Consider the following 22871-nt stretch of genomic DNA (forward strand, 5'->3'; position numbering starts at 1 on the left):
TGAGTGGTTAAAAACTAACTTAATTTAAGCTAATTGATCAATCGTAATAACAAAAAACCATCTGTATAAAGCAGATGGTTTTTTTGTTTAAATTTGATATGGAATAAACCTTCGTGCTGCATCCTTGTCTAAACATTAAATCATTTAGTTATGAAATTATTAAGGAATTTATCAATGGCGTTTGCACTTGTGTTATTAGGCATAAGTGTTGTTAACGCCCAAACTACCCGTAAAGAAAAACAAGCAAAGCGCCAGGCCGAAGTAAAATCAATTGTCGAGGCGCAAAACTATGTATTTAAGGCAAACTATGTAAACCCTATGCGCGGCGTTGGCCGTGCACTTACGTCAGAATATGACCTGGTGGTATCCAAAGATACAATTATAGCATTTCTGCCCTATTTTGGCCGTGCTTACGTGGCGCCTACTAACCCATCAGAAGGTGGTATAAAATTCACCACCACCAAATTTAGTTATGAGGCCAAGCCGGGTAAAAACGGCAGCTACAAAATTGTCATTAAACCGATGGATAAAGACATGACCAACTGGCGCGATGTGCAAAGTATGCGCCTGGATATATCTGCAGATGGTTATGCCTCATTAAATGTGAGCAGCACCAACCGCGATAATATCTCCTTCAACGGCACCATTGAAACCCGCGGAACAAGGTAGAGTGTTAAGCACAAAATTAAAAGTAATAAAAAAGCCTTGCTAAGTAAAAACTTAGCAAGGCTTTTTTATTAAGCAACGAGTGTGTTCTTTTGACTTTTTACTTTTGAATTTTGAATTGATTACGCCGAAGGCCTGTCCTCCCCGTGCAGGTTATGGCTTACCTGGCCGTGATGCAGCTTGGCGCCAATGGCCGATGAGCTATCATCCGCATAAGTACCGTAGGCGTTTACCAGCACACCTTTAAGGTTATATTTTGTTGATGATACTGCGTAAACTATCGACATATCATCGGGGTTACTTGCGCCTTCAAAACGGTAAAACTCGTCTATCTCAAAGTCGTCGGCCCCCATTTGTATATTTTGTTCTTTATCATTGATGGTATCGCCGTCTAAACTCAGGTTGGCTGTATATCCTCTTTTAAAAAGATCGTTAGTGGCATCCACTAAAGTTTCGTAATTTTTCATGGTGATGCTTGGTTAAGTAACAAACAGCCGTTATACGCTGCCTTATTATACAACCAATAAACCTTTCATGTTGTTTGGTTTAATAAGTTAATTTATTAATTGCGGCTCAACGTAAGTTCCGGCTTCCACGCCGGAATTTAGGAATTGGTAAGCGTCCACGCTTACTATACCATCACTCGGGCGTGGACGCCCATGCCAGAATCAATGCAAGCGTGGACGCCGGCACTTGCGGGTTAAAGGTGGGCTGTCATGCTGAGCTTGTCGAAGCATCCGGGCAAAGGCCTCTGCGCTCAACCCTTCGACAAGCTCAGGGTGACACCCAACACAATAAAACAAACTTCAATGTGTTTTTTTACAAAAAAAAGAGCCACCCGGTGGGCAGCTCCTTTACTATATGATAGCGTTAATTATATTATTACTTAGCCGGTTCTTCAACCACCTTAGGTATGTTCACAAAAACAAAATTGTTGTCAAACATATCAACCTTTATGGTGCTGTCTTTATCTACGGTACCGGCCAATATCTGTTTGGAAAGCTCATTCAGGATCTTCTTTTGAATAACACGTTTTAACGGACGCGCGCCAAATTGCGGATCGTAACCTAATTGTGCCAGCCAGTCCAGTGCCTCGTCGGTAGCTTCCATACTAATGCCCATTTCGGCCAGGGTTTGTTTAACCTGGTTAAACTGCAGTTTAACAATGCTATGGATCTCCTCACGGCTTAGCGGTGTAAACATGATGATCTCGTCTATCCTGTTCAAAAACTCGGGCCTTATGGTCGACCGTAACAGGCTAAACAGCTCGTTTTTGGTTTTGGCAATGATATCTTCCCGGTTCTTATCTTCCAGCGTTTGGAAGTTTTCCTGGATAATATTTGAGCCTATGTTTGACGTCATGATAATGATGGTGTTTTTAAAGTTCACCACGCGGCCTTTATTATCTGTTAAGCGGCCATCATCCAACACCTGCAGCAGTATGTTAAATACATCGGGATGGGCTTTTTCAATCTCATCCAATAACACCACACTGTATGGTTTACGCCGAACGGCTTCTGTTAACTGCCCGCCTTCATCATAACCCACATAACCCGGAGGCGCTCCAATCAATCTTGATACAGCGTGCCTTTCCTGGTATTCGCTCATATCTATCCTCACCAGGGCTGCTTCGTCATTAAACAGGTATTCGGCTAAAGCCTTTGCCAGTTCGGTTTTACCAACACCGGTAGTACCTAAAAATATGAACGACCCGATTGGTCTTTTCTTGTCCTGCAAACCTGCACGGCTGCGGCGTATGGCATCGCTTATGGCTTCAATAGCTTCTTCCTGTCCGGCTACACGTTTGTGCAGCTCATCTTCCAGGTTAAGCAGTTTTTCACGCTCGCTCTGGATCATTTTACTTACCGGGATGCCTGTCCAACGACTTACTACCCCTGCAATATCATCGGCAGTAACCTCCTCTTTTAGCATGCGGCTATCACTTTGATTAGCCACCAGATCGGCTTTCAGTTTCTCTACCTCGGCCTGGGCCTCAACAATGGTTCCGTAGCGTAATTCAGCTACTTTGCCATAATCTCCGGCGCGTTCGGCCTGTTCGGCTTCCAGCTTGTAGCTTTCAATTTTTTCAACCTTTTGGTTAATGCCATCAACCAAGTCTTTTTCGCCTTTCCATTTGGCACGCAATGAATCGCGCTGGGCAGATAGATTGGCTATTTCTTCGCTTAGCTCGCCAACCTTGCGGTCGTCTTTTTCACGTTTTATAGCTTCACGCTCAATTTCCAGCTGCATAATGCGGCGTTCCAGTTCATCCACCACTTCGGGTACCGAGTCCATCTCCAAACGTAATTTTGAAGCGGCCTCGTCCATAAGGTCGATAGCCTTATCGGGTAAAAACCTGTCGGAGATATAGCGCTGCGACATTTCTACCGCGGCAATAATAGCTTCATCCTTAATCCGCACCTTGTGGTGGGTTTCGTAGCGTTCCTTTAATCCGCGTAAAATAGATATCGCATCGGCAGTATCCGGCTCTTCAACCATAACTTTTTGGAAACGGCGTTCAAGCGCTTTATCTTTTTCTAAATATTTCTGGTACTCGTTAAGCGTAGTAGCACCTATGGAACGCAGCTCGCCACGGGCCAGGGCCGGTTTTAATATATTGGCCGCGTCCATTGCACCCTCGCCGCCACCTGCGCCAACCAGCGTATGGATCTCATCAATAAACAAGATGATCTCGCCATCGCTTTGCGTAACTTCTTTTATAACGGCTTTAAGGCGTTCTTCAAATTCACCTTTGTATTTTGCGCCGGCTATAAGCGCCCCCATATCTAACGAGTAAACCACTTTGGTCTTCAGGCTTTCGGGCACATCGCCTTTGATTATTCTGAAGGCTATACCTTCGGCAATAGCTGTTTTACCTACGCCGGGCTCGCCCACAAGGATGGGGTTATTCTTTGTACGGCGCGACAAGATCTGGATCACCCTGCGAATCTCCTCATCACGACCGATCACGGGATCTAACTTACCCGATTCGGCATATTCGTTAAGGTTACGGGCGTATTTATTAAGCGCGTTGTAAGTAGCTTCGGCGTTTTGGTCGGTAACCTTGCTATCGCCGCGTAAGCTAACGATGGCTTTTTTCAGGTCTTTTTCGTTTACACCAAGATCTTTTAAAATAGAACTTACTGTACCGCCTGCTGCCAGTATACCTAATAATATATGCTCAACAGATACAAATTCGTCCTTAAATTCCTTTAAGTATCCCTGCGCTTTTTGCAACGCCGAATTGGAATCTGATGAAAGGTAAACGTTGCTTCCGCTTACTTTTGGGTACGATGAAATTTGCGCATCGAGCGTGTCGTTAAGCCTGTTCAGGTTAACGTTTAATTTTTTTAATAAGTACGATATAACATTTTCATCAACCAGTAACAAGCCTTTTAACAGGTGTGCAGGCTCAATTGCCTGCTGCTGGTTACCGGTGGTAATTTCCGAAGCCTTTTGTACGGCTTCCTGGGCTTTGATTGTAAAGTTGTTAAAATTCATAGTGATTAATGTTAGTCAAATCTCTTGCCATTGGCCTGTGTATGAAAAAAAGTCATTCAAAAAAATAATTAAACGACACTTTGACACTTTATTATTTAGACAGCTTCTTATTAAATTTGTAAATTTGCACGCAACCTACACTTGAAATAATTGAAAGCACCGTTTTTTTTCGATAACCTCCCTGTACAATACAGATCAGCGTATAGGGATTTTTATACTTATCAAAATTTGGTTGCCATAAGGGCAGGTAGCCTGGTATTTTTGTTATTGAACATTATTGTACGTATCCTGTACCTTGTTTTCCCTATAAGCCTTACCAAAGCGCAAAACTTTCCGGAATTTAATTCAAGCAACTGGGTTTTTATTATTGTTACGCCGCTGTTTTTAATTGCTAGCAATTTACTCATAGTTGAGTATAAAAAGCATAAAAAAGCAACCGTATTAACAGCATTACTGGTATTTACATTTGCCATTTATATTATTGCCTGCGGCATGTACTCCAGCTTTATAGCAACCTCTGATCCCAGCAATGCCCTTACCCTTTACCTTATTGCACTTGGGCTAATTGCCGTTATTTGCGTGTTGGAGTATTACGAAACTATTATTTTACTGATAGCCATTGAGTTGCTTTTTACAGCGCTTTTATTTCACAGCCAAACGTCTGCCACAGAAATGGTATATAACCAGCTTATCTCGGCCATATTACTTTCGGCTTTTTATCTTACCTCGCGCTACTTTTTTGCCAATAAGGCCAACTACTACACACAAGTATTAGAGATCCGCGCCAAAAACAAAGAAATTGAACGCGCAGGCGAGTTCAAAAACGAGGTATTGAGTATGGTAGCGCATGATTTACGTAACCCTATTGCCGCGGTTGAATCCATTGCCATGATCATGGAACTGGACGATATTGATGATGATATGCAGGACAATATTAACATGGTTAAAGCATCATGCGCCAAAGCCCGTACCATTATTGATGATTTGCTGGAGGCCGCCCGTAACGAAAATATCCTTACTTTGGATACCGAAAGAACCGAGCTTAACCAACTGTTAAAAGGCATTTTAGGCGATTGGGAAACACAAAAGAACAAAGCAAACATACTTTTCACCAGCAATGCCAACCCGGCTTATGCGCATATAAATACCGAAAAATTTCACCGTATAATTGATAACCTTATCAGTAATGCGGTTAAGTTTTCAAAAGATAACGACCGTATAGATATCCGGCTGAGCAAAAACGCAAACATGGTGATCATTGAAGTGCAGGATTATGGCCTGGGTATTCCGCAGGCGCTGCTGCCCGATATATTTACCCAATTTTCAAAAGCCGGCCGTACAGGTGTACGCGGCGAGCAATCAACCGGACTGGGCCTCAGCATAGTACAACAGATAATTGAAAAGCATGATGGTAGTATTGAAGTTGAAAGTTACGAAGGCAAAGGGTCAATATTTGTTGTGAAGCTGCCGGCGGCTTAATTATTGGTCATTGGGTCATTTGCTGCGCGGCATTGAGTCATTCTATCTACTTTATCATTGGGGTCATTGATCCTACTTTGTCATTGCTAGGAACGAAGCAATCCCATAGGAAAAGTAACGAACCTTGTAGATGAGATTGCTTCGTTCCTCGCATCGGGGAGCAGGATGCCCATCCATTTATTCAAATATACTCTGGGCTTTCTTTATTGTTTTTTCAAGGTTGATGGCTTTACCTAATGCGCCTTTGAACAGGTCGCCTTCGGTTTTCAGGCGATCGATGGTGTTAAATATGGTAAAATCCTTCATGGTAAGGCCGGGCTTTACCTCGTCCCAGTGCAGGGGCATGGATACGGTTGCGCCTACTTTTGGCCGTAATGAATACGGACCGGCTATGGTTGCCCCTGGGCGATTCTGTAAAAAATCAAGGTACATTTTTCCTTTACGGTTGGCTACCATACGCTCAAGACTGGTGTAATCTGGCAACTGCTTGTGCACTATATTTACAATGATACGGGCAAACATCTGCGATTGATCATACGTGTATTTAGCATCCATCGGGATATAAATATGCATACCCGTAGAACCCGACGTTTTGCAGAACGATGGCACATTTATAGCGTCCAGTACTTTTTTCACTTCCAGCGCAGCTTCAATCACCTGGTCGAAGGTATTTTTATCCGGGTCGAGATCGATCACGCAATAATCCGGGTTATCCGGCGATTGCACACGGCTGAACCAGGGGTTCATTTCAATACAGCCCAATGACGCCATCCAAAGCAGACTGGCTTCGTCGGTACCAACCAAATATTCCTTGTGTTCTTCCTCACTTGTGGTATAAGGAAATGTTTTAACCCAATCTGGCGCCTTACCTTTTACATCCTTCTGGTAAAAACTTGGCCCATGAATACCGCCGGGGAAACGATTGAGCGACATGGGCCGGTCTTTAAGATAGGGTAAAATATACTCGGCCACCTGGTAGTAGTAGTTAAACATATCGCGTTTGGTTACCTTATCCTCGGGCCAGTAAATTTTGCTCAGGTGGGTAAACTTTAAATCGTGGCCGCAAATTTTGCGTACCTGCGTTTCATCTGTTGGGTTTAACAAGGTTTTACGCTCCTTTCCTTTTGGCGGTTTAATAGCTGCCGCGTGTTTATCTTCTTTTTCTTCTTTGGTTTTGTCTGTTACAACTTCATCCGTTGGTGCGGCAATTTCGCGGGTAACATCACTGGCTTTTTTATCAACCCGCATCCCCTGAAATGATGGATGCCTGAACACGCCATCGCTGGTTACCTCGCTAAAGGCCACTTCGCAAACCAAATTGGGTTTAAGCCAGGTGGCCTTAGCTTTTGGCGGATTGGGCCTGAAACGTGATGGCTTATTAACATCAGGAATGGTATCAAACGGACTATCTTTTATAATCAGTGGCTTAAACTGCGCCATCATTTCCTTTTGCACTTTATCAGAAAACCCGGTACCCACCTTACCCACATACTGCAGATGCTTCCCTTCATACACGCCCAATAAAAGCGAGCTGAATTGTTTAGCAGTATCCTCGTTTTTGGTAAAACCGGCTATCACCACCTCCTGCCGTTTGTGTACCTTTATCTTTAACCACTCCTTTGACCGCAGATCGGCGGTGTACGTGCTACTTGCTTTTTTGGCTATAATGCCTTCCAGCCCCATGCGTTCGGCGGCGCTAAAAAAATCGGTACCGCTGGTTGTGAATACTTTACTTAATCTTATGCGATCATCATTGGCCGGCAATACTTCCTTTAATATCGCCTGCCGCTGAATGAGTGGCAAGTGCATCAGGTTTTTACCATCATACCAAAGCAAATCAAATACGTAGTAAACAAGCTCCCCATCGGCCTCACTACGCCAGTTTTGCAGGCTGCCAAAGTTGGAGATCCCCTTATCGTTCAGCACCAATATCTCGCCATCAATAACGGCGTTCATCTCCCAGCTTTGCAGCAGCTTGTGAATGGGATAAAACTTTTCATTAAATGTTTTTTTATTGCGGGAGAGCAACTCAACCTCGCCTTTGTTTATAAACCCGAGGGCGCGGTAACCATCCCATTTAACTTCGTAAACCCAATCGGGATCGTCAAATGGTTCATCAACCAGGGTAGCCAGCATGGGTTTTATACCGGTTGGTATTTTGCTTTTGGGAGCTTTTTTTAGCAGCGCTGCAACATCGGTATTGGCTGTTTCCAATAATTCACCGGCAGGTTCTGCAGGTTCAGTTAGTTTTTTTTTTGAAGCGGCCTTTTTGGGCTTTTCTACAGTTTCCTCGTGGCCGCTGTGCCAAACTTTGTCGCTGGTTTTCTCCATGTTTTCGATGGTTTTGCCGGAGAGTACCGATTTATCTTCTTTGGTAATATCTTTTTTTGATGCAAAATCGTCGTTATGCTTTATCAGCAGCCAGGCATTTTCGCCCATGCCATGGGTTTTCACCAGCGCAAACTCGCCTTCCAGCTTTTCGCCATGGAGTTTTATTTTTAGCGAACCCGATTTTAGCTGTTGCAGCAGGTGCTTTTCCTGTTCTTTTTTGCCTTTTATCTCTTCAATTGGTTCATAAGTACCTTCGTCCCAAACTATAACGGTACCGCCGCCGTATTCGCCTTGCGGAATAATTCCTTCAAACTCGCGGTAATCATAGGGGTGATCTTCTACCATCATAGCAAGCCGCTTGGTTTTAGGATCTGTAGATGGCCCCTTGGGTACCGCCCAGCTCTTGAGCACACCATCCATTTCCAGCCTGAAATCGTAATGCAGGCGCGAGGCATCATGCTTTTGAATAACAAAAGTAAGCTGATTTTTGTCCTTACTTTTTCCGGCTTTTGGTTCGGCGGTTTTGGTAAAATCCCGCTTTTCGGCATATTTTTCCAGGCTCATGGCAGTGCTGTTTTTTAGAACAACAGCTTAATTAGAAAGAAAGTTTTGAGCCTTTAGGTAGTTATTTGCAGTCTTCTTTTGTCTGAACCGCGATTTTTAGGATTAAAAGATCACCTTGATTTTAAATAAGGCCTGTCTTTTTGAGTTTTAAAACCCGTGGTCTTTGATGGGGGGAATACCTTAAGAAGAATTATAAGAAAAGGGCTGTCATGCTGAGCCTGTCGAAGCATTGCGGGCAAAGGCCTCTACGCGCGCCCCTTCGACAAGCTCAGGGTGACAGACCTCTTTAGATAAACACGCCCCCGGCAAAATTCCGGGGACGTGTTGATATTTTTTTTACGACCGCATCACCCCTATCCTATCTCCCTTCCAATCCGGGAATAGCACATGATCGTTATCAATGCCGAGGTGTTTATCGGCAACCTCGCTGAATACGCTTCTGAAATCGGTGGTTACGGCAAGGTCACGACCGTCTTCAAGGTTTTCTACCGCGAGGGGTTTAACGTTGCCATGAACAAGGCCTCCGGCTATGGCATTGCCTAAAATAAAGTTACATGAAGCCCTGCCATGATCGGTACCACCCGTTCCATTTTGGTGTACGGTGCGACCAAATTCGGTCATGGTCATTACGGTTACATCGTCCTGGTAGGCGGCAAGGTCTGTCCACAGTGCCATCATGCTGTTGCTTAAATCAGCAACGTTACGACCAAAAATACCATTGTCGGTTCCCTGGTTAAAGTGGGTATCCCAGCCGTTCGATTCGGCAAAGGCTACTTCCAACCCAACATCCATTTTTATAAGCTGTGCAATTTGTTTCAGCGAATTACCTAAGGCAGAATTTGGATAAACAGCGTTATTTGTTGGCTTATAATTCTTCAGATCTGTTTTTTGCAGCATTTTCATAGCATCAAAGCTTTCCTTGCCTGTTTGTTGAAGCAAGCCTGAGGTTGTTTTATCATACAGATCCTCAAAACTGCGGGCTGCTAAATTGGCTCCGGATTGGTTCCCCCGCAGCTGAATAGCGAAATCCTGCAGGTTACTGATAGATACAGAAGGATTATCGCCATAAAATGAACGTGGCATGGCCGAGGTCATACTTACGGCGGTAAAGGGCGTAAGCGCGTCGTGCCCAAGCAAACCTACCGCACGATTTAACCAGCCGCTTGCGGTGCCTTTATTAAATGGCGTGCCCGATTCCATATAATCCTGCGCATCAAAGTGTGAACGGGTGGTATTGGGCGAGCCTATACCATGTACTATTCCCAACCTTTTTTCGCGAAACATAGGTTCAAATGCTTTCATAGAAGGATGCAACCCAAAACGGCCATCCAGATCAATCAGGGGCGAATTATTACCGGTTTTAGCTGCCGACATGAACAGGTTTGGCCTTGCATTTTTCAGATAATCGTCTGTAAACGGGGTTACGGCCATCAGCCCGTCCATTGCGCCGCGCTGAAATATGCAGATAAGTGTTTTTCGTTTTTTATAGGGCGAGATGATTTTTTCGCCCGCAGCTGCCTCGGCAATAAAGCCGGGAATGCCGCCCATTAAACCTACGCCCAACAGGGCCAAACCACCCGATTTTAAAAATCCTCTTCTTACCATGATCGTAATGTTTTTAATGTTTAACGTCGTTGATATTCTGGCGAACCGATGATAACGCCCACCACCTGCGATAGCATAGAATTATCACCGCCGTTGTTCTGCATCGCTATAAAGTTATTCTTCTTATTCTTCAAACCCTTGCCCCGACCTTTCATGTCGCCGCTGTCCTGCACGGCCATGTTATCCATAGTAGCTGCCTGCTGCATTTGCGCGGGCGGTGTGTTGGCGCTGGCCTCATCAACCTTTTGCATTAGTGTAGGGTCGTTAAGTAAAGGGGTTAAGTGTTTAATGGTTTCATCCAGTTTTCGTTCGGGCATGATGAGCTGGCAATAAGTTACCAGTGCCGCCTGCGCGCTTTCGGGTTCATGGTGATTGTTCAGCGCGGCTAAATCTATCCGGATACCCGGAATGCGACCCGATGCCAGCGCCAAACCAAAGTTCATGCGGTTAAGCAGCGCGCCAGTGTTTATCCAGTACTGCCCTTTATCCGGGAAACCGGTTGGGGCCTGGTAGTAATATATTTTTTCGCCCATTTTGTTTACCCAGTTGTATAACTGGTAAGGCTGGGTGATTTCGGCATGCAGACTGCGGGCAGCACCAATGGCCAGTTCAAACGGCGATTTTGTTTTCTCGCGAACTGCCGATGCGTTCCAAAATTCGGGTGCATCAACCATGGTGATCAATACCTGTTTTATATCGCCGTCCTTTTCCATAAAGGTTTTACTCATTTTATCGAGCAGACTTTGTGGCGGGTTATCGCTCACAAAACGTACGGCTATTTTTTTAGTAATGAATTTTGCTGTAGATGGGTTGTGCGCCAGCATAGCCAGCAGGTTTACACCTTCCTGGTAACCACCATCGGGACCGAAGTGCTTGCCCATAACCACTTTTTCGCTGTTATCATGGCGGTTGGAATTGAACAGAAAATCGCCGTCATGCACAAAACCGGCTTTTTCGAAACGCTGACTACTTATTTTATCCACTGCCTTTTTTACACCTTTGTTATACTGACCCATTGGATAGATAGTCCACCCGGTTAAAACCTTGGCTGCCTGTGTTACATCCTGTTGGGTATAACCGCCGTCAACACCAAGCGTGTGCAGCTCCATTACCTCGCGGGCGTAATTTTCATTGATGCCTTGCGTTTTACGGGCTTTTTGCAGTTTGGCGCGCTGGGTGGTATCTTCAATTACTGCCGTATTTTGCATTATTTGCCGGCGCATTAGTCCCCGGCCTGCCATATAATCATTATTAGCGGCCACACTGCTGAAATTGTCCAGGTAGTACAGCATAGCAGGCGATTTAGCCGTTGCCAGTAAAATATCGTTGAATTTGCCCAGGGCGTTCGGGCGGATCACATCGCGCTCATAATCCGGGATAAACTGCGCACAATCGCCCTTGGTGATAGATACGTTAAAGTGATTAAACCAAAAATCGGTCATTACCTCCTGCAACTGGTTATTGGTATAGGCCGATCTTAATACTTTTTGGTTGATAAACTCGCGATAAAGCTCCTGCTCGGGTTTCATGCCGTTATCATCCATGTATTTTTTCAATACATCTTTGTAGGCATTTCTATTTTTATTTACCGAATCCTTGTTTACTACGCCATCGCTTATGGCCATGCGCAAAACCTGGTTACCTTTGGGGTATTCGCTAACTATTTCGGCATTGTTTAATTTGAGGGCATCAAACTTCGCAAGCATCTGATTTAAGGAATCGTCGGGCAGGCTTGCCTCCAGTTGTTTATTAAACCAGCTTTCCAGACCCGATTTTACTACCTGGTCAATTTCGCCGGGCGTGGCGCCGTAGGTAAATCTGCTTAACAAATGTGCAGCGGCCTGCCTTTCGGTAAGGCCCGATAAACGGTATGGGAATTTAACCGCCTTTGCATTGGGTACGCTCATAAAAAATGAGGAGAACACCACAAAACCCAAAACCAATAAACCAATGCTAACTAAATATTTTACAGTCTTTTTCATAGAGCGATGCGATTATTTAACTATTAAGCAGATTTACTATGACTCTATATAAATGTATTGGTTTAAAGGCTGATACACATTATTTAAATTGTAAAATTGTAATTACAACTTATAGTATTTTAACCTTGATGTAAAAATCACGAAAAAGGATGCCTCAACAGGTGGCTTTTTTGCTTTACAACCGTTGATATAATTTAAATTAGCTTTATTTACCTGCACTTACAACGTATTTGTTTATGAACGAAAACCAGCAAGCTTTAACCAGCGTATTAAAAAACTTTGCCGGCCTTCCCGATAGCGATATAGCACTGGGATTAAGCCTGTGGCGTACCCGTAAAATAGCCAAAGGCGATTTTTTTAATATGCAAAGCTTTGTTTGTACCGATCTGGCGTTGATAACAAAGGGTATTTTCAGGGTATACTATGTGCCCCCTCAAACAACCGAAGAGAAAAACGTATTCTTTTTTTCGGAGAGCCAGTTCCTGGTATCGTTTCGTAGTTTTATAAACCAGTACCCGTGCTATTATTATATACAGGCGCTGGACGATGCCGAGGTGATCTCCATTAATTACAACGATCTGCAATACCTGTACACCACCCCTACCGGCTGGGAAAAATTTGGAAGGCTTATAGCCGAGCTATTCTTTAACTATTCGCAGGCCCGCGCCGAAGAGTTTTTATTTAATACCGCCGAGGAACGTTACTTAAAACTCACCAACGAGCACCCCAACATTGTTAACCGCATCCCGGCCTATCACATATCCTCATACCTGGGTATTAAAAACCCATCCTTAACCCGCATTAAAAAAAGGTTGCTGGCCCATAAATAACCGTCAATCAAGGGCGTTTTTATTATTTAATTCCCTTATTTTTAGGCAGATAATTATTAAAAAATAATTATCGTCGATTTTCACTTAGGTGAAAATTTATGGCATTTATTGCCTCCATCTTTGTGTCGTCAAATAAAATAAAACTTTAAAAAAATAACACAATGAAAACTCCTGACAACAACATCGCAGCTACTGCAAAAGCAATGCGTTCACTTTATTTTACCCGCGTAACATTTTCAGTAATATGGGTAACCCTTGTAGCCATATTCGCTAAATCATCGCCGCAAATAGCCGCAGTTTTATTGGTGATATACCCAGCCTGGGACGTATTGGGCACCATTTGGGATATCCGCATTAACCGGGGCAGTGGCTCGTCATTAACGCCGCAATATACCAATGCCGTAATTAGCGTGGCAACTACCGTTGCCGTTGGCGTGGCCCTGAGCCACAACGTACCGGCAGCAATAATAGTATTTGGTGTGTGGGCGGGCTTAACCGGCATTATACAACTGGTGCTTGGTTTACAAAGACGCAAGACTTTTGGCGGCCAATGGCCAATGATATTAAGCGGCGGCCAATCGCTGATTGCCGGCATCAGCTTTATTATTTTAGCGCATGACCCTACAAAGGGTATTGCCAGCCTGGCAGGATATTCCGCATTTGGTGCATTTTATTACCTATTGGCAGCCATCAGGTTAAACAAAACCGCCGCAATTGTTAACACTCAGTTAACATAAAATAAACCTTAGAGGTTCGGTATTGCATATTTGCATTGGTACTATCATAATTCTGTAAGTTTTATAACGCCTGAGTTATAAAACTTACAGAATTTATATTTTAAAGCAACTATTGGTATCATTATTGCATACTGTAAATCAATTGATATACAGGGCTTAGCGTGAATAATTGTCGTTTAAACATGCTTACAAAAATCATACGTAACAAGCCTATATATTATTAAATTGTTAATAGTTAAATATTATCGTTAAAACATTTGCAAAATAAAACTTGTAGCGTATATTTGCAGTGTAGTAAATGTAAGGCGCTGAACGGCAGCAACAGATGGTTCGACTCCTCCCTTACAGCTCTTCTCATAATTTAGGTTTATAATTGGTTAGAACGCGCCCTTGCCCATCAAGGGCGCTTCTTGTTTCTATACATTTTTCAAATCCTCCCATCCTAAAACAATGTACATTAAAGGTTGTATTATTGAATATAAATCAACAGCTCATGAAAAACCCGGTTACCTTAGCTTTAAAACATGCAGATGGCAGCAAAAGAATGATAATTATTGAACCTGTTTTGCTGCATAACCTAACAGATGCCGGTGTTTACAAGATCTATAAAACTTCGATTGATAATGAGTCGGAATTGTTTACCGAAGATTTGGAGATTGATGAGGGCCACCCCGCAATGGCCGATACCGACAATCCCGATTACCTGGGTACCATAACGTTTAAAGCCGGACACCAGCAATGGGATTATAACGGCGAACTGCTGAATACCGACGAACAGCAGCAGATAGCCACTTATTTATTAAATAAGTAGTCGTTAATTAACGCCCTTTACGTTCATTTTAAAGGTGTAAACAGCTTTTGACGCCGTGATGAATAGCACATCCTTATTTTTACCGCCGAAACAGATATTGGCAGTCCACGGTTCATCGATGGCGATGTGGGCTATTTTTTCGCCTTTGGGGTTCACTATGGTTACGCCATTTCCGCAAAGGTAAACGTTGCCTTGCCGGTCAATGGTCATACCATCGCAGCCCTGGGTTATAAACAGGATACGGTTACTTAGGGTTCCATCGGGATTAATATCGTATCTGTAGGTTTTGTTGTCGCCAATATCTGCCACGTATAAATTCTTTCCGTCGGCTGTGCCAATGATACCGTTGGGTTGTTTCAGTTTATCATCAACAATTACGGCTTCGTGTTTGCCTTTTGGTAAATAATATACCTTTTGCCCGTCGAGGTCGGATTTTGTACGCGTCCAGTAATCGCGCTGGTAATACGGATCGGTTATGTAGATGCCTTTGTCGCCCGGCCTCACCCAAACATCATTGGGGCCGTTAAATATGTGGCCGTTAAAATCTTTCAGTAATACCTCCACCTTCCCTTTCGGGTTAACCGACCATAGTTCCCCTTTAGCATCGGCACAGGTAATAAGATTTCCTTTACCATCAAAATACATCCCGTTGCTGCGGCCTGCGCTATCTAAAAAAACAGAGAATTTACCGTCGGTACCGTACTTCCATATTTTATTATTGGGCTGATCGGTAAAAAACACATTGCCTTTTTTATCTACAGCAGGCCCTTCGGTAAAAGAAAACTGTTTGGAAATAAGCTGGGGTTTAGTATCTGTATCATACAAACCTGCATTCTGGCTAAAAACACGACAGGAGGTTATCAGCACGAAGAATATTATAACAGGCAGCTTTTTCATATTTGATGGTAATTGGTTTGCTAATGTAACTGGTTTTATGCGGAGAAAAAAGCAGCTTCTTTGTAGAGACGCAATATTTTGCGTCTCCCGCATGCAAATCACATCTGCAAATTCGGCCTTGCAATTCCACCCTTATAACGGGAGACGCAAAATATTGCGTCTCTACAGTCCTACAAAACCATTAAAAACGCTATTTTTGCACCTTTATTAAAAATACCGTTCATAACATGAGTATTGCATTATCCGAACAGGAAATTATACGCCGCAAATCTTTGCAACAATTACGTGCATTGGGTATCAACCCTTACCCTGCCGAAGAGTTTAAGATAACCGCCCAGGCCAGGGATATTACTGAAAACTTTAATACCAAGCCTGATGCCTTTAAGGATGTGGTAATTGCCGGCCGTATCATGATGCGCCGTATCATGGGTAATGCATCATTTTTTGAGTTGCAGGACAGTACCGGCCGCGTACAGGTTTACATTAAACGCGATGATATTTGCCCTGGTGAAGATAAAACGTTATACAATGAGGTATTTAAACGGTTATTGGACATAGGGGATTACGTTGGTATTAAAGGCTACGTATTCTTAACCCAAACCGGCGAAATATCTGTACATACCCAGGAGTTAACCATCTTATCTAAATCATTAAAACCACTGCCGGTGGTACGTCGTGATGATGAGGGCAAAATTTACGATGCCTTTACCGATCCTGAAATGCGTTACCGCCAGCGTTATGTTGATTTAACGGTTAACCCTGCTTACAAACAAATTTTCATTAACCGCTCCAAAGTTATCAGCAGTATGCGTAACTATTTTAACGAGCAGGGCTGGATGGAAGTGGAAACCCCTATACTGCAACCCGTACATGGCGGCGCGGCGGCGCGTCCGTTTGCTACGCATCATAATACATTGGATATGCCTTTGTTTTTACGCATAGCCAATGAGTTGTATTTGAAACGACTGATTGTTGCAGGTTTCGACGGTGTATATGAGTTTGGTAAAATGTTCCGTAACGAGGGTATGGACCGTACCCACAACCCGGAATTTACCGCCATGGAAATCTATGTGGCCTACAAGGATTATATATGGATGATGGCCATGGTTGAGGAATGTTTAGAAACCGTAGCCAAAGCCGTACACGGCATTCCCGTGGTGCAGGTGGGCAACAACGAGATAAACTTTGCAGGCCCTTACGAAAAGCTATCTATGTATGATTCTATCCTGAAATATACAGGTATAGATGTATCGGCAATGGATGAGGCCGGTTTGCGCGAAACCTGCGCCGACCTGAAAATAGAAGTTAACCCAACAATGGGCAAAGGCAAACTGATTGACGAGATCTTCAGTGCCAAGGTAGAACATAACCTTATCCAGCCTACTTATATTACCGACTACCCTATCGAAATGACGCCGCTTGCTAAAAAGCACCGTACCAAAGATGGTTTGGTTGAGCGTTTTGAGCTGTTTGTGAACGGTAAGGAGATAGCAAATGCCTACTCGGAATTGAATGACCCTATTGATCAGCGTGAGCGTTTAGAGGAGCAATTGATACTGGCCGGTCGTGGTGATGATGAAGCAATGGCTATGGACGACGACTTTTTACGCGCCCTGGAATATGGTATGCCGCCAACATCAGGCCTGGGCATCGGTATCGATCGTTTGGTAATGCTGATGACCAACCAAAGCACCATCCAGGAAGTACTATTCTTCCCGCAGATGCGCCCCGAGAAAAAAGCCAAAGTTGTTACAGCCGAAGATTTTGTAAACATAGGCGTACCTGCAGAATGGGTACCCGTATTAAATAAAATGGGCTTCAACACTGTTGAAGAACTAAAAGCAGGCAACCCCAACAAGGTATTTAACGACCTTGGCGGGATGCGCAAAAAGTTAAAACTGGATATCGCCATGCCAACTAAAGAAGAGGTAATGGCATGGTTTGAGTAAAACTGATAGTTGCAAACACAACGCATAAATTACGGGCTATACGGGTAAAACCGCATAGCCCGTAATTGTTTATAGGTAAAGGATGTCATTTCGATAGAGCCAGGGAGGGGTAAAAGCGCGGCGCGAAAGAGAAATCTTCAGCGGGATGTATTTGTCCAAAGCATAGTTCGCTTAGCATATCGTAGAAGATTTCTCACTCGTACCTCGCATCGAAATGACATTCTTTATTTATGATAAATGACTTAATGATGCGAAGCAAAATAACCCAATGACGCGCAGCTAAACGACTAATGACGCGAAGCAAATACCTAAAACACTTCCGGTACTTTATAAAAGCGGTTATCGAAGTTCACCATGAATAGTTCGGTGGTGGCGCGGGTGATGGCGGTGTAAAACCAGCGGAGAAAATCCATGTTGATCATCTCGTCGGTTACGTAGCCCTGGTCAACAAAAACGGCATCCCATTGGCCGCCCTGGGCTTTGTGGCAGGTAATTGCGTAGGCGAATTTTATTTGCAGGGCGTTGTAGTATGGGTTTTGTTTTAACTCGTTATGCATGGCGCGCTTGTTACCCAGGTGCGCGTAATCCTTCATTACTTCTTCGTAAAACTTCTTTTGGTTTTCCTGGGTTAAGGCCGGCGAATCTGCATACAGCGTATCCAGCAATACCTTACAATCCAACACCGGATCTTCGGCGTAATCAATAAACTCTATCTGCACATCCGCAAAGCGAAAGCCGTACATATCCTCGGTTCGGCGTACTTTTTTTAGGCGGGCTATATCCCCATTGGCAATAAAGGCAGTACTGTTCTCGTCGGCATCCTTGAGCCAAAAGTAATTGTTCTTCACAATCATTATCTGGTCGCCGCCGGTAAGTTCTTCTTCCCGGTACAGGATCCGGTTCCTGATCTGCCCGTTGTAGAGGTTAGCGTTTTTGTTTGATCGGCAAATGATGAGCGTTCTGTCGTACCCATACTTGCGGTAGGCGTATTCCAAACCTTCGGGCAGGCGTTCGCCCGTCATCCTGAAAACGTCTTTATAGCCCTTGGTAACAATCTGCGGCGCGGTAATATCTTCTGTACGGATAAGATCGCGGATAGCGGTAGCATTAAACAGTATGCCAGAATCCTTTTGCTGCCGCAATACATCGGTAAGCTCGAAACCGAAAACAGTAACGCCAAACTTCCCTTTCATGATCTGGCTATCCAGTGCCGGGCTGGTATCCGAACCCACTGGCGGCAGCTGGGCGGTATCACCCACCAGCAGCAGCTTGCAGTTTTTATCGTTATAAACGTATCTGATAAGATCGTACAGTAAAGATGCCCGGTTGCCGTTAGGCTCGTCAGATATCATGGATGCTTCGTCAACAATAAAAAGCGTATCGCTGGCCAGGTTATCGCCAATGGAAAAATCACCATCGAGATTGAGCGCCGATTTTTTACGATAGATGCGTTTGTGTATGGTAAAAGCCTTTTTGCCCGAGTAATTGGTAATAACCTTGGCCGCCCTGCCCGTAGGCGCCAGCAATACCGACCGGTAATTATACTGCTTTAAAGCCTTAACCAGCGCACCCAATACCGTGGTTTTACCCGTGCCGGCGTAGCCTTTAAGTATAAAACATTCATCGCCATCACGGCTTTGCAAAAACTGGTGCAGCCTGTTAAAAAGCTCCAGCTGCTGGCCGGTTGGCTCATGCGGAAATGCCTTGCGTATATGATCTGTTACCGTCACTTTGCAAAAATGCTGATAAGTAATTGAAAAACCTTTACCCTGTTTACAAAACCAATGCAGATTTAGTTATAAATTTGAGCATGGAATTTAATGAAGATAAAAAGGAATATGCCGACGATGAATATGTAGATATTTATTCCAAAAAAGCCATTTTCTGGTTTTCGATTTTTAGTTATACATATGGCGGCATATTGTTGATCATTAACCTGTATACCGCCGGTTACAAGCGGGCGGTTAGCTACGTTTTACTGTTCCTTTTATCGTTTTACTTTTTAACCATATATGCCTTCCAGTTATCGGGAATTAAGTTAGATATGGCGATGATCAGGAAGGCAACATCGGCTACCAATCCCGATTTCGCTCAGCTGTTGCCCATGTTACAGTTAATGGGGATCACCTTTGGTTTGAATATTATAGCCGGGCTGGTACTTACACAATTTTTCTTCAAAAAATATTTCCCGGATGATGATTATTACCCTAAGCCTGTTTTACAGCCTATAATTATTTATATCATCCTGTCGTTATTTTTCATGTTTTTATTTTAACTCACGGTTCATTTTTAACGGGCAAACTGACGGTATATGCCAAAAAATATTACTTTTGTTAAACTGGCATGAGCGAACACAACTACAACTACCATGATGATAACTTTAGCCTTGATAAGGCCGAAGGTTATACTTTATTGATTCAGATTGAAAAGGCGGCTTTCACTTACGCTATCGCGGATGAAAATAAGCTGGTTGCCTGGGCCGAAAATCACCCGCTTGATGAGCTGACCGATCCGCAGGAGTTGCTTGATTTGTTATCTGCAAAGTACAAACAAGTTGTTGTAGGCTTACCATCCGGCGGTTTTACATTGCTGCCCAAAAGCATGTTTAACCTGGATCATATTACAGATCTGGCACGTTACCTTGATGTTAAAACCGGTCAAAAAGTTTTAGCGCAGGACCTTGATGCCGAAAACGTGATCATTTATAAAACCCAGGAAGACGTATTGGCCGCCGCCGAAGAATTTGGCTTGCGCAATGCGGTATTCTCTTTACAAGGATGGGTTAACGCCATTGCAAAAAACACTCCCGGCGATAGCGACCTGTACCTGGATATAAACGTCAACAACGTTGATATACTGAATTTTAAAGCCGGAAAATTACGTTTTTACAATACTTTTGAATTTAATGGCGATGATGAGCTGGCTTATTTTGCCGCTTTTGTGAGCGATGAATTAGCATTGCCCCCCTCGCTCATAAATATTTATTTAAGCGGTGATATTAATGCCGATGATAAAAGTATCAGCAGGCTGGCCGAGTTTTTTGCCCAAGTACAGGTAAACACCTTAACCGTACTGCAATTGCCCGAAGAAATAGTAGCCCACCGAATACTGTCAATAGCCGCCCTATCGTTATGCGTATCATCGGAGGCAGTTTAAGAGGACTGCGGTTAAATCCACCAAAAAACCTTCCTGTACGCCCCACTACCGATCTGGCTAAGGAAGCGCTATTTAACATACTGCAAAATCAAATTGAATTTGAGGATATTAAAGTGCTTGACCTGTTTAGCGGAACGGGCAATATTTCTATGGAATTTGCCTCAAGAGGCGCTGCAGAGGTAATCTCGGTCGACCGAAGCATTCATTGCGTAAACTACCTGAAAGATACATCGCGCCAGCATAAACTGGATAATATAAAGGCCTATAAAGAGGACGTGTTTAAATACATGCAAATGGAAACTGAGCAGTACGACCTCATATTTGCCGACCCTCCATACGACCTGAACAAAATCCCCGAGATACCGGGAATAATTTTTGAACGCAATTTACTGCTGCCCGGCGCTTTGCTTATAGTGGAGCATCAATCGTTACAAAACCTAAGCCAGCACCCCGCTTTTGTGGAGCAACGGAAATATGGCCATTCGTCGTTCTCGTTTTTCAGGGCGGCGGAATAAAGCATCCGAAACCTCGTGTTAAATGCAGGCAATTAATTTAACTTTGTAATACAATAGTTAGCTCATACCATGAAGATCGCCCTTTTTCCAGGATCGTTTGATCCGGTTACCAAAGCCCATGTTGATATTGTAAAAAGATCGGTAGCGCTTTTTGATAAGGTTTATATTGGTATTGGCGTAAACAGCACCAAACAAGGCTATTTAAGTGTAGAAACCCGTGAACAAATGCTACGGGCCGTTTTTCAGCATGACGACCGCATCCACATTGTAGCTTACGAGGGCCTTACGGTGAATTTCTGTAAAAGCGTTGGCGCCACCTACATGATCAGGGGCATCCGCACGGTATCTGATTTCGAATACGAAAAAGCCATAGCCCAGATGAACCACGCTTTGGCACCAGATATTGAAAGCATTTTTATTGTAAGCAAGCCGGGCTACTCATCTATCAGCTCAACCATAGTGCGCGAAATTATGCGACACAACGGCGATGTTGCCCAGTTTATCCCTACTGAGGCATTAGCTTATTTGTAGCCAGCTTTTCTTTATGCAACACATCTAATATAGATGGAAAGGTGTTATCAATAATAGGTTCGATATGGTGTTTCTCAAACCAGCGGGCATCGGTAATACCTTCCTCTTTTTGAGGCTTCAGCTTTTCGCGGCCTTTGCTTTCCATATTAAACCAATGCGTTTTTTTAAGCACCACCTCGCCCCGGCTAATATATACATGGTAAGTTTTACAGATCTTTTCTTTTAGCTTGCTCACTTTAATACCGCACTCCTCCTCTACCTCGCGCACAGCTGCTTCTTTTACCTTCTCATCTTTTTCTATTTTACCCTTTGGCAAATCCCACTTATCGTTACGGTAAATAAACAAATAATGACCGGGAGTATTCCTCACCAGTCCGCCGGCTGCTTCAATAACGGTAACGCTTTTTTTAACGGTTTTTAAAAAAGCCTTAGCATCGGCACACTTAATGTAAAAGAGTTTTTTGGGGTTTGCCAATATCCAGGTATAAATTATTTTCAAATCAAATACCTCAGCATCAAGCTTTTCATAAAGTTCCACATTCGCCGGTTCAGATTCCGTTAACAGGATAACCTTTTCGTTAATATAAATTCTGTATTTTTGAGCCATGTTTAATAATAATGAGATAGAACAGCAGGTTGCCGAATTCCTGCTGCAAATTAAAGCAATTAAATTACAACCTAACAATCCTTTTACATGGGCATCTGGTTGGAAATCCCCTATTTACTGCGATAACCGTGTTACGCTCTCTCATCCGTCTATCCGTACCTATATAAGGCAGCAATTAGTTGTTAGTATTCAGGAAAAATTTGGCAGTGTTGGCTGTATAGCAGGCGTTGCTACCGCAGGGATACCCCAGGGCGCTTTAGTAGCCCAGGAACTTGGTTTACCATTCATCTACGTACGTGCAAAAGCTAAAGAACATGGTACAGGCAGTCTTATTGAGGGTGATGTAACCACAACTACCGGCAAAAGAGTTGTTGTTATTGAAGATCTGATATCTACCGGAAAAAGCAGCCTGCAAGCCGTTGACGCTTTACGCAGCGCGGGGTTTGAAGTAGCTGGTCTTGCTGCTATTTTTAGCTACGGCTTTGATGTGGCTACCGAAAACTTTAAAAATGCCAGTTGTCCGTTTGTAACGCTGTCAAACTATAACGCGCTTATTAAATACGCGCAGGAAAACCAATATATAGCCGATAAGGACGTAGCCGTGTTAACCCAATGGCGCGAAAATCCATCAACCTGGGGACAGGTTACATCAAGCTAACTATTGGACTTTGGGACTATTGGACTGTTGGATTAGGGATAAAGGACTATCA

19 protein-coding genes are annotated in these 22871 nt (G+C 43.6%); 11 read left to right on the top strand and 8 right to left on the bottom strand.

What is annotated here, in order from left to right; all coding sequences use genetic code 11:
• Positions 1–150: 150 nt before the first annotated feature.
• Entirely contained in the window at positions 151–669 is a 519-nt protein-coding gene (locus BLS59_RS04215) for a DUF4251 domain-containing protein (protein WP_205411172.1), read from the top strand.
• A 119-nt stretch (positions 670–788) separates the two neighbouring features.
• Here BLS59_RS04215 and BLS59_RS04220 read toward each other — a convergent pair whose 3' ends face one another.
• Together BLS59_RS04220 and clpB are read right to left on the bottom strand one after the other, a co-directional pair.
• Entirely contained in the window at positions 789–1133 is a 345-nt protein-coding gene (locus BLS59_RS04220; RefSeq protein WP_091144856.1) for a phosphoribosylpyrophosphate synthetase, read from the bottom strand.
• Positions 1134–1548: 415 nt separating this feature from the next.
• Positions 1549–4167: an ATP-dependent chaperone ClpB gene (gene clpB / locus BLS59_RS04225; protein WP_091144860.1), complete on the bottom strand. Its 2619-nt coding sequence runs from the start codon at positions 4165–4167 to the stop codon at positions 1549–1551.
• A gap of 228 nt (positions 4168–4395) precedes the next feature.
• Here clpB and BLS59_RS04230 point away from each other — a divergent pair, with 228 nt between their 5' ends.
• Positions 4396–5646, top strand: coding sequence for a sensor histidine kinase (locus BLS59_RS04230; RefSeq protein WP_205411173.1), 1251 nt, complete (start codon positions 4396–4398; stop codon positions 5644–5646).
• A 177-nt stretch (positions 5647–5823) separates the two neighbouring features.
• Here the strand turns inward: BLS59_RS04230 and ligD are convergent, their stop codons facing one another.
• The 3 genes from ligD to BLS59_RS04245 all read right to left on the bottom strand — a co-directional run bounded on the left by ligD (position 5824) and on the right by BLS59_RS04245 (position 12128).
• Positions 5824–8541: a DNA ligase D gene (ligD, locus tag BLS59_RS04235; protein WP_091144866.1), complete on the bottom strand. Its 2718-nt coding sequence runs from the start codon at positions 8539–8541 to the stop codon at positions 5824–5826.
• 336 nt (positions 8542–8877) lie between these two features.
• A complete protein-coding gene (locus BLS59_RS04240; protein WP_091144871.1) occupies positions 8878–10149 on the bottom strand; it encodes a DUF1501 domain-containing protein in 1272 nt (423 codons plus the stop codon).
• Positions 10150–10166: 17 nt separating this feature from the next.
• The gene (locus tag BLS59_RS04245) at positions 10167–12128 is read right to left on the bottom strand and encodes a DUF1800 domain-containing protein (RefSeq protein WP_091144874.1); all 1962 of its coding nucleotides are present in this window, start codon (positions 12126–12128) and stop codon (positions 10167–10169) included.
• Positions 12129–12364: 236 nt separating this feature from the next.
• Here BLS59_RS04245 and BLS59_RS04250 point away from each other — a divergent pair, with 236 nt between their 5' ends.
• From BLS59_RS04250 to BLS59_RS04260, 3 genes are all read left to right on the top strand, one after another.
• A complete protein-coding gene (locus tag BLS59_RS04250; RefSeq protein ID WP_091144877.1) occupies positions 12365–12958 on the top strand; it encodes a Crp/Fnr family transcriptional regulator in 594 nt (197 codons plus the stop codon).
• Positions 12959–13119: 161 nt separating this feature from the next.
• Positions 13120–13695: a DUF308 domain-containing protein gene (locus tag BLS59_RS04255; RefSeq protein WP_162842552.1), complete on the top strand. Its 576-nt coding sequence runs from the start codon at positions 13120–13122 to the stop codon at positions 13693–13695.
• Between the two features lie 493 nt (positions 13696–14188).
• Positions 14189–14506, top strand: coding sequence for a hypothetical protein (locus BLS59_RS04260; protein ID WP_091144881.1), 318 nt, complete (start codon positions 14189–14191; stop codon positions 14504–14506).
• A 3-nt stretch (positions 14507–14509) separates the two neighbouring features.
• Here the strand turns inward: BLS59_RS04260 and BLS59_RS04265 are convergent, their stop codons facing one another.
• Complete coding sequence (locus tag BLS59_RS04265) at positions 14510–15403, bottom strand: SMP-30/gluconolactonase/LRE family protein (protein WP_091144884.1); 894 nt, start codon at positions 15401–15403, stop codon at positions 14510–14512.
• 227 nt (positions 15404–15630) lie between these two features.
• On the opposite strand from BLS59_RS04265, the gene lysS reads away from it, so the two are divergent.
• Positions 15631–17352 (top strand): lysine--tRNA ligase, encoded by a 1722-nt coding sequence (lysS, locus tag BLS59_RS04270; protein ID WP_091144887.1) that lies wholly within the window; start codon positions 15631–15633, stop codon positions 17350–17352.
• A 308-nt stretch (positions 17353–17660) separates the two neighbouring features.
• On the opposite strand, the gene BLS59_RS04275 is transcribed toward lysS, so the two are convergent.
• A complete protein-coding gene (locus BLS59_RS04275; protein WP_091144891.1) occupies positions 17661–19082 on the bottom strand; it encodes an ATP-dependent DNA helicase in 1422 nt (473 codons plus the stop codon).
• 80 nt (positions 19083–19162) lie between these two features.
• Here BLS59_RS04275 and BLS59_RS04280 point away from each other — a divergent pair, with 80 nt between their 5' ends.
• The 4 genes from BLS59_RS04280 (at position 19163) to coaD (ending at position 21554) form a co-directional block, all read left to right on the top strand.
• Positions 19163–19627: a hypothetical protein gene (locus tag BLS59_RS04280; RefSeq protein WP_143014042.1), complete on the top strand. Its 465-nt coding sequence runs from the start codon at positions 19163–19165 to the stop codon at positions 19625–19627.
• Between the two features lie 68 nt (positions 19628–19695).
• The gene (locus tag BLS59_RS04285; RefSeq protein WP_091144898.1) at positions 19696–20508 is read left to right on the top strand and encodes a DUF3822 family protein; all 813 of its coding nucleotides are present in this window, start codon (positions 19696–19698) and stop codon (positions 20506–20508) included.
• Positions 20484–21023 (top strand): 16S rRNA (guanine(966)-N(2))-methyltransferase RsmD, encoded by a 540-nt coding sequence (gene rsmD / locus BLS59_RS04290; protein WP_091144901.1) that lies wholly within the window; start codon positions 20484–20486, stop codon positions 21021–21023. Before BLS59_RS04285 ends, rsmD begins: the two co-directional genes overlap by 25 nt.
• Before the next feature lie 69 nt (positions 21024–21092).
• Complete coding sequence (coaD, locus tag BLS59_RS04295; RefSeq protein ID WP_091144904.1) at positions 21093–21554, top strand: pantetheine-phosphate adenylyltransferase; 462 nt, start codon at positions 21093–21095, stop codon at positions 21552–21554.
• Here coaD and BLS59_RS04300 read toward each other — a convergent pair.
• Positions 21529–22161 carry an NUDIX hydrolase gene (locus BLS59_RS04300; protein ID WP_091144907.1) on the bottom strand — a complete coding sequence of 211 codons (633 nt, stop codon included), beginning with the start codon at positions 22159–22161 and terminating at the stop codon, positions 21529–21531. The two genes, coaD and BLS59_RS04300, sit on opposite strands and share 26 nt — an antisense overlap.
• Here BLS59_RS04300 and pyrE point away from each other — a divergent pair.
• Positions 22160–22819, top strand: coding sequence for an orotate phosphoribosyltransferase (gene pyrE / locus BLS59_RS04305; RefSeq protein ID WP_091144910.1), 660 nt, complete (start codon positions 22160–22162; stop codon positions 22817–22819). The two genes, BLS59_RS04300 and pyrE, sit on opposite strands and share 2 nt — an antisense overlap.
• Positions 22820–22871: the final 52 nt, after the last annotated feature.

The organism is Mucilaginibacter pineti (genome assembly GCF_900101875.1).
Lineage (GTDB): Bacteria > Bacteroidota > Bacteroidia > Sphingobacteriales > Sphingobacteriaceae > Mucilaginibacter > Mucilaginibacter pineti.

Excerpts from the sequence above, each read along its gene's own strand:
- BLS59_RS04215 (WP_205411172.1), top strand. The coding sequence starts at position 151 with ATGAAATTATTAAGGAATTTATCAATGGCGTTTGCACTTGTGTTATTA.
- BLS59_RS04220 (WP_091144856.1), bottom strand. The coding sequence starts at position 1,133 with ATGAAAAATTACGAAACTTTAGTGGATGCCACTAACGATCTTTTTAAA.
- clpB (WP_091144860.1), bottom strand. The coding sequence starts at position 4,167 with ATGAATTTTAACAACTTTACAATCAAAGCCCAGGAAGCCGTACAAAAG.
- ligD (WP_091144866.1), bottom strand. The coding sequence starts at position 8,541 with ATGAGCCTGGAAAAATATGCCGAAAAGCGGGATTTTACCAAAACCGCC.
- BLS59_RS04245 (WP_091144874.1), bottom strand. The coding sequence starts at position 12,128 with ATGAAAAAGACTGTAAAATATTTAGTTAGCATTGGTTTATTGGTTTTG.
- BLS59_RS04250 (WP_091144877.1), top strand. The coding sequence starts at position 12,365 with ATGAACGAAAACCAGCAAGCTTTAACCAGCGTATTAAAAAACTTTGCC.
- BLS59_RS04255 (WP_162842552.1), top strand. The coding sequence starts at position 13,120 with ATGAAAACTCCTGACAACAACATCGCAGCTACTGCAAAAGCAATGCGT.
- BLS59_RS04260 (WP_091144881.1), top strand. The coding sequence starts at position 14,189 with ATGAAAAACCCGGTTACCTTAGCTTTAAAACATGCAGATGGCAGCAAA.
- BLS59_RS04265 (WP_091144884.1), bottom strand. The coding sequence starts at position 15,403 with ATGAAAAAGCTGCCTGTTATAATATTCTTCGTGCTGATAACCTCCTGT.
- lysS (WP_091144887.1), top strand. The coding sequence starts at position 15,631 with ATGAGTATTGCATTATCCGAACAGGAAATTATACGCCGCAAATCTTTG.
- BLS59_RS04280 (WP_143014042.1), top strand. The coding sequence starts at position 19,163 with ATGGAATTTAATGAAGATAAAAAGGAATATGCCGACGATGAATATGTA.
- BLS59_RS04285 (WP_091144898.1), top strand. The coding sequence starts at position 19,696 with ATGAGCGAACACAACTACAACTACCATGATGATAACTTTAGCCTTGAT.
- rsmD (WP_091144901.1), top strand. The coding sequence starts at position 20,484 with ATGCGTATCATCGGAGGCAGTTTAAGAGGACTGCGGTTAAATCCACCA.
- coaD (WP_091144904.1), top strand. The coding sequence starts at position 21,093 with ATGAAGATCGCCCTTTTTCCAGGATCGTTTGATCCGGTTACCAAAGCC.
- pyrE (WP_091144910.1), top strand. The coding sequence starts at position 22,160 with ATGTTTAATAATAATGAGATAGAACAGCAGGTTGCCGAATTCCTGCTG.
- BLS59_RS04300 (WP_091144907.1), bottom strand. The coding sequence starts at position 22,161 with ATGGCTCAAAAATACAGAATTTATATTAACGAAAAGGTTATCCTGTTA.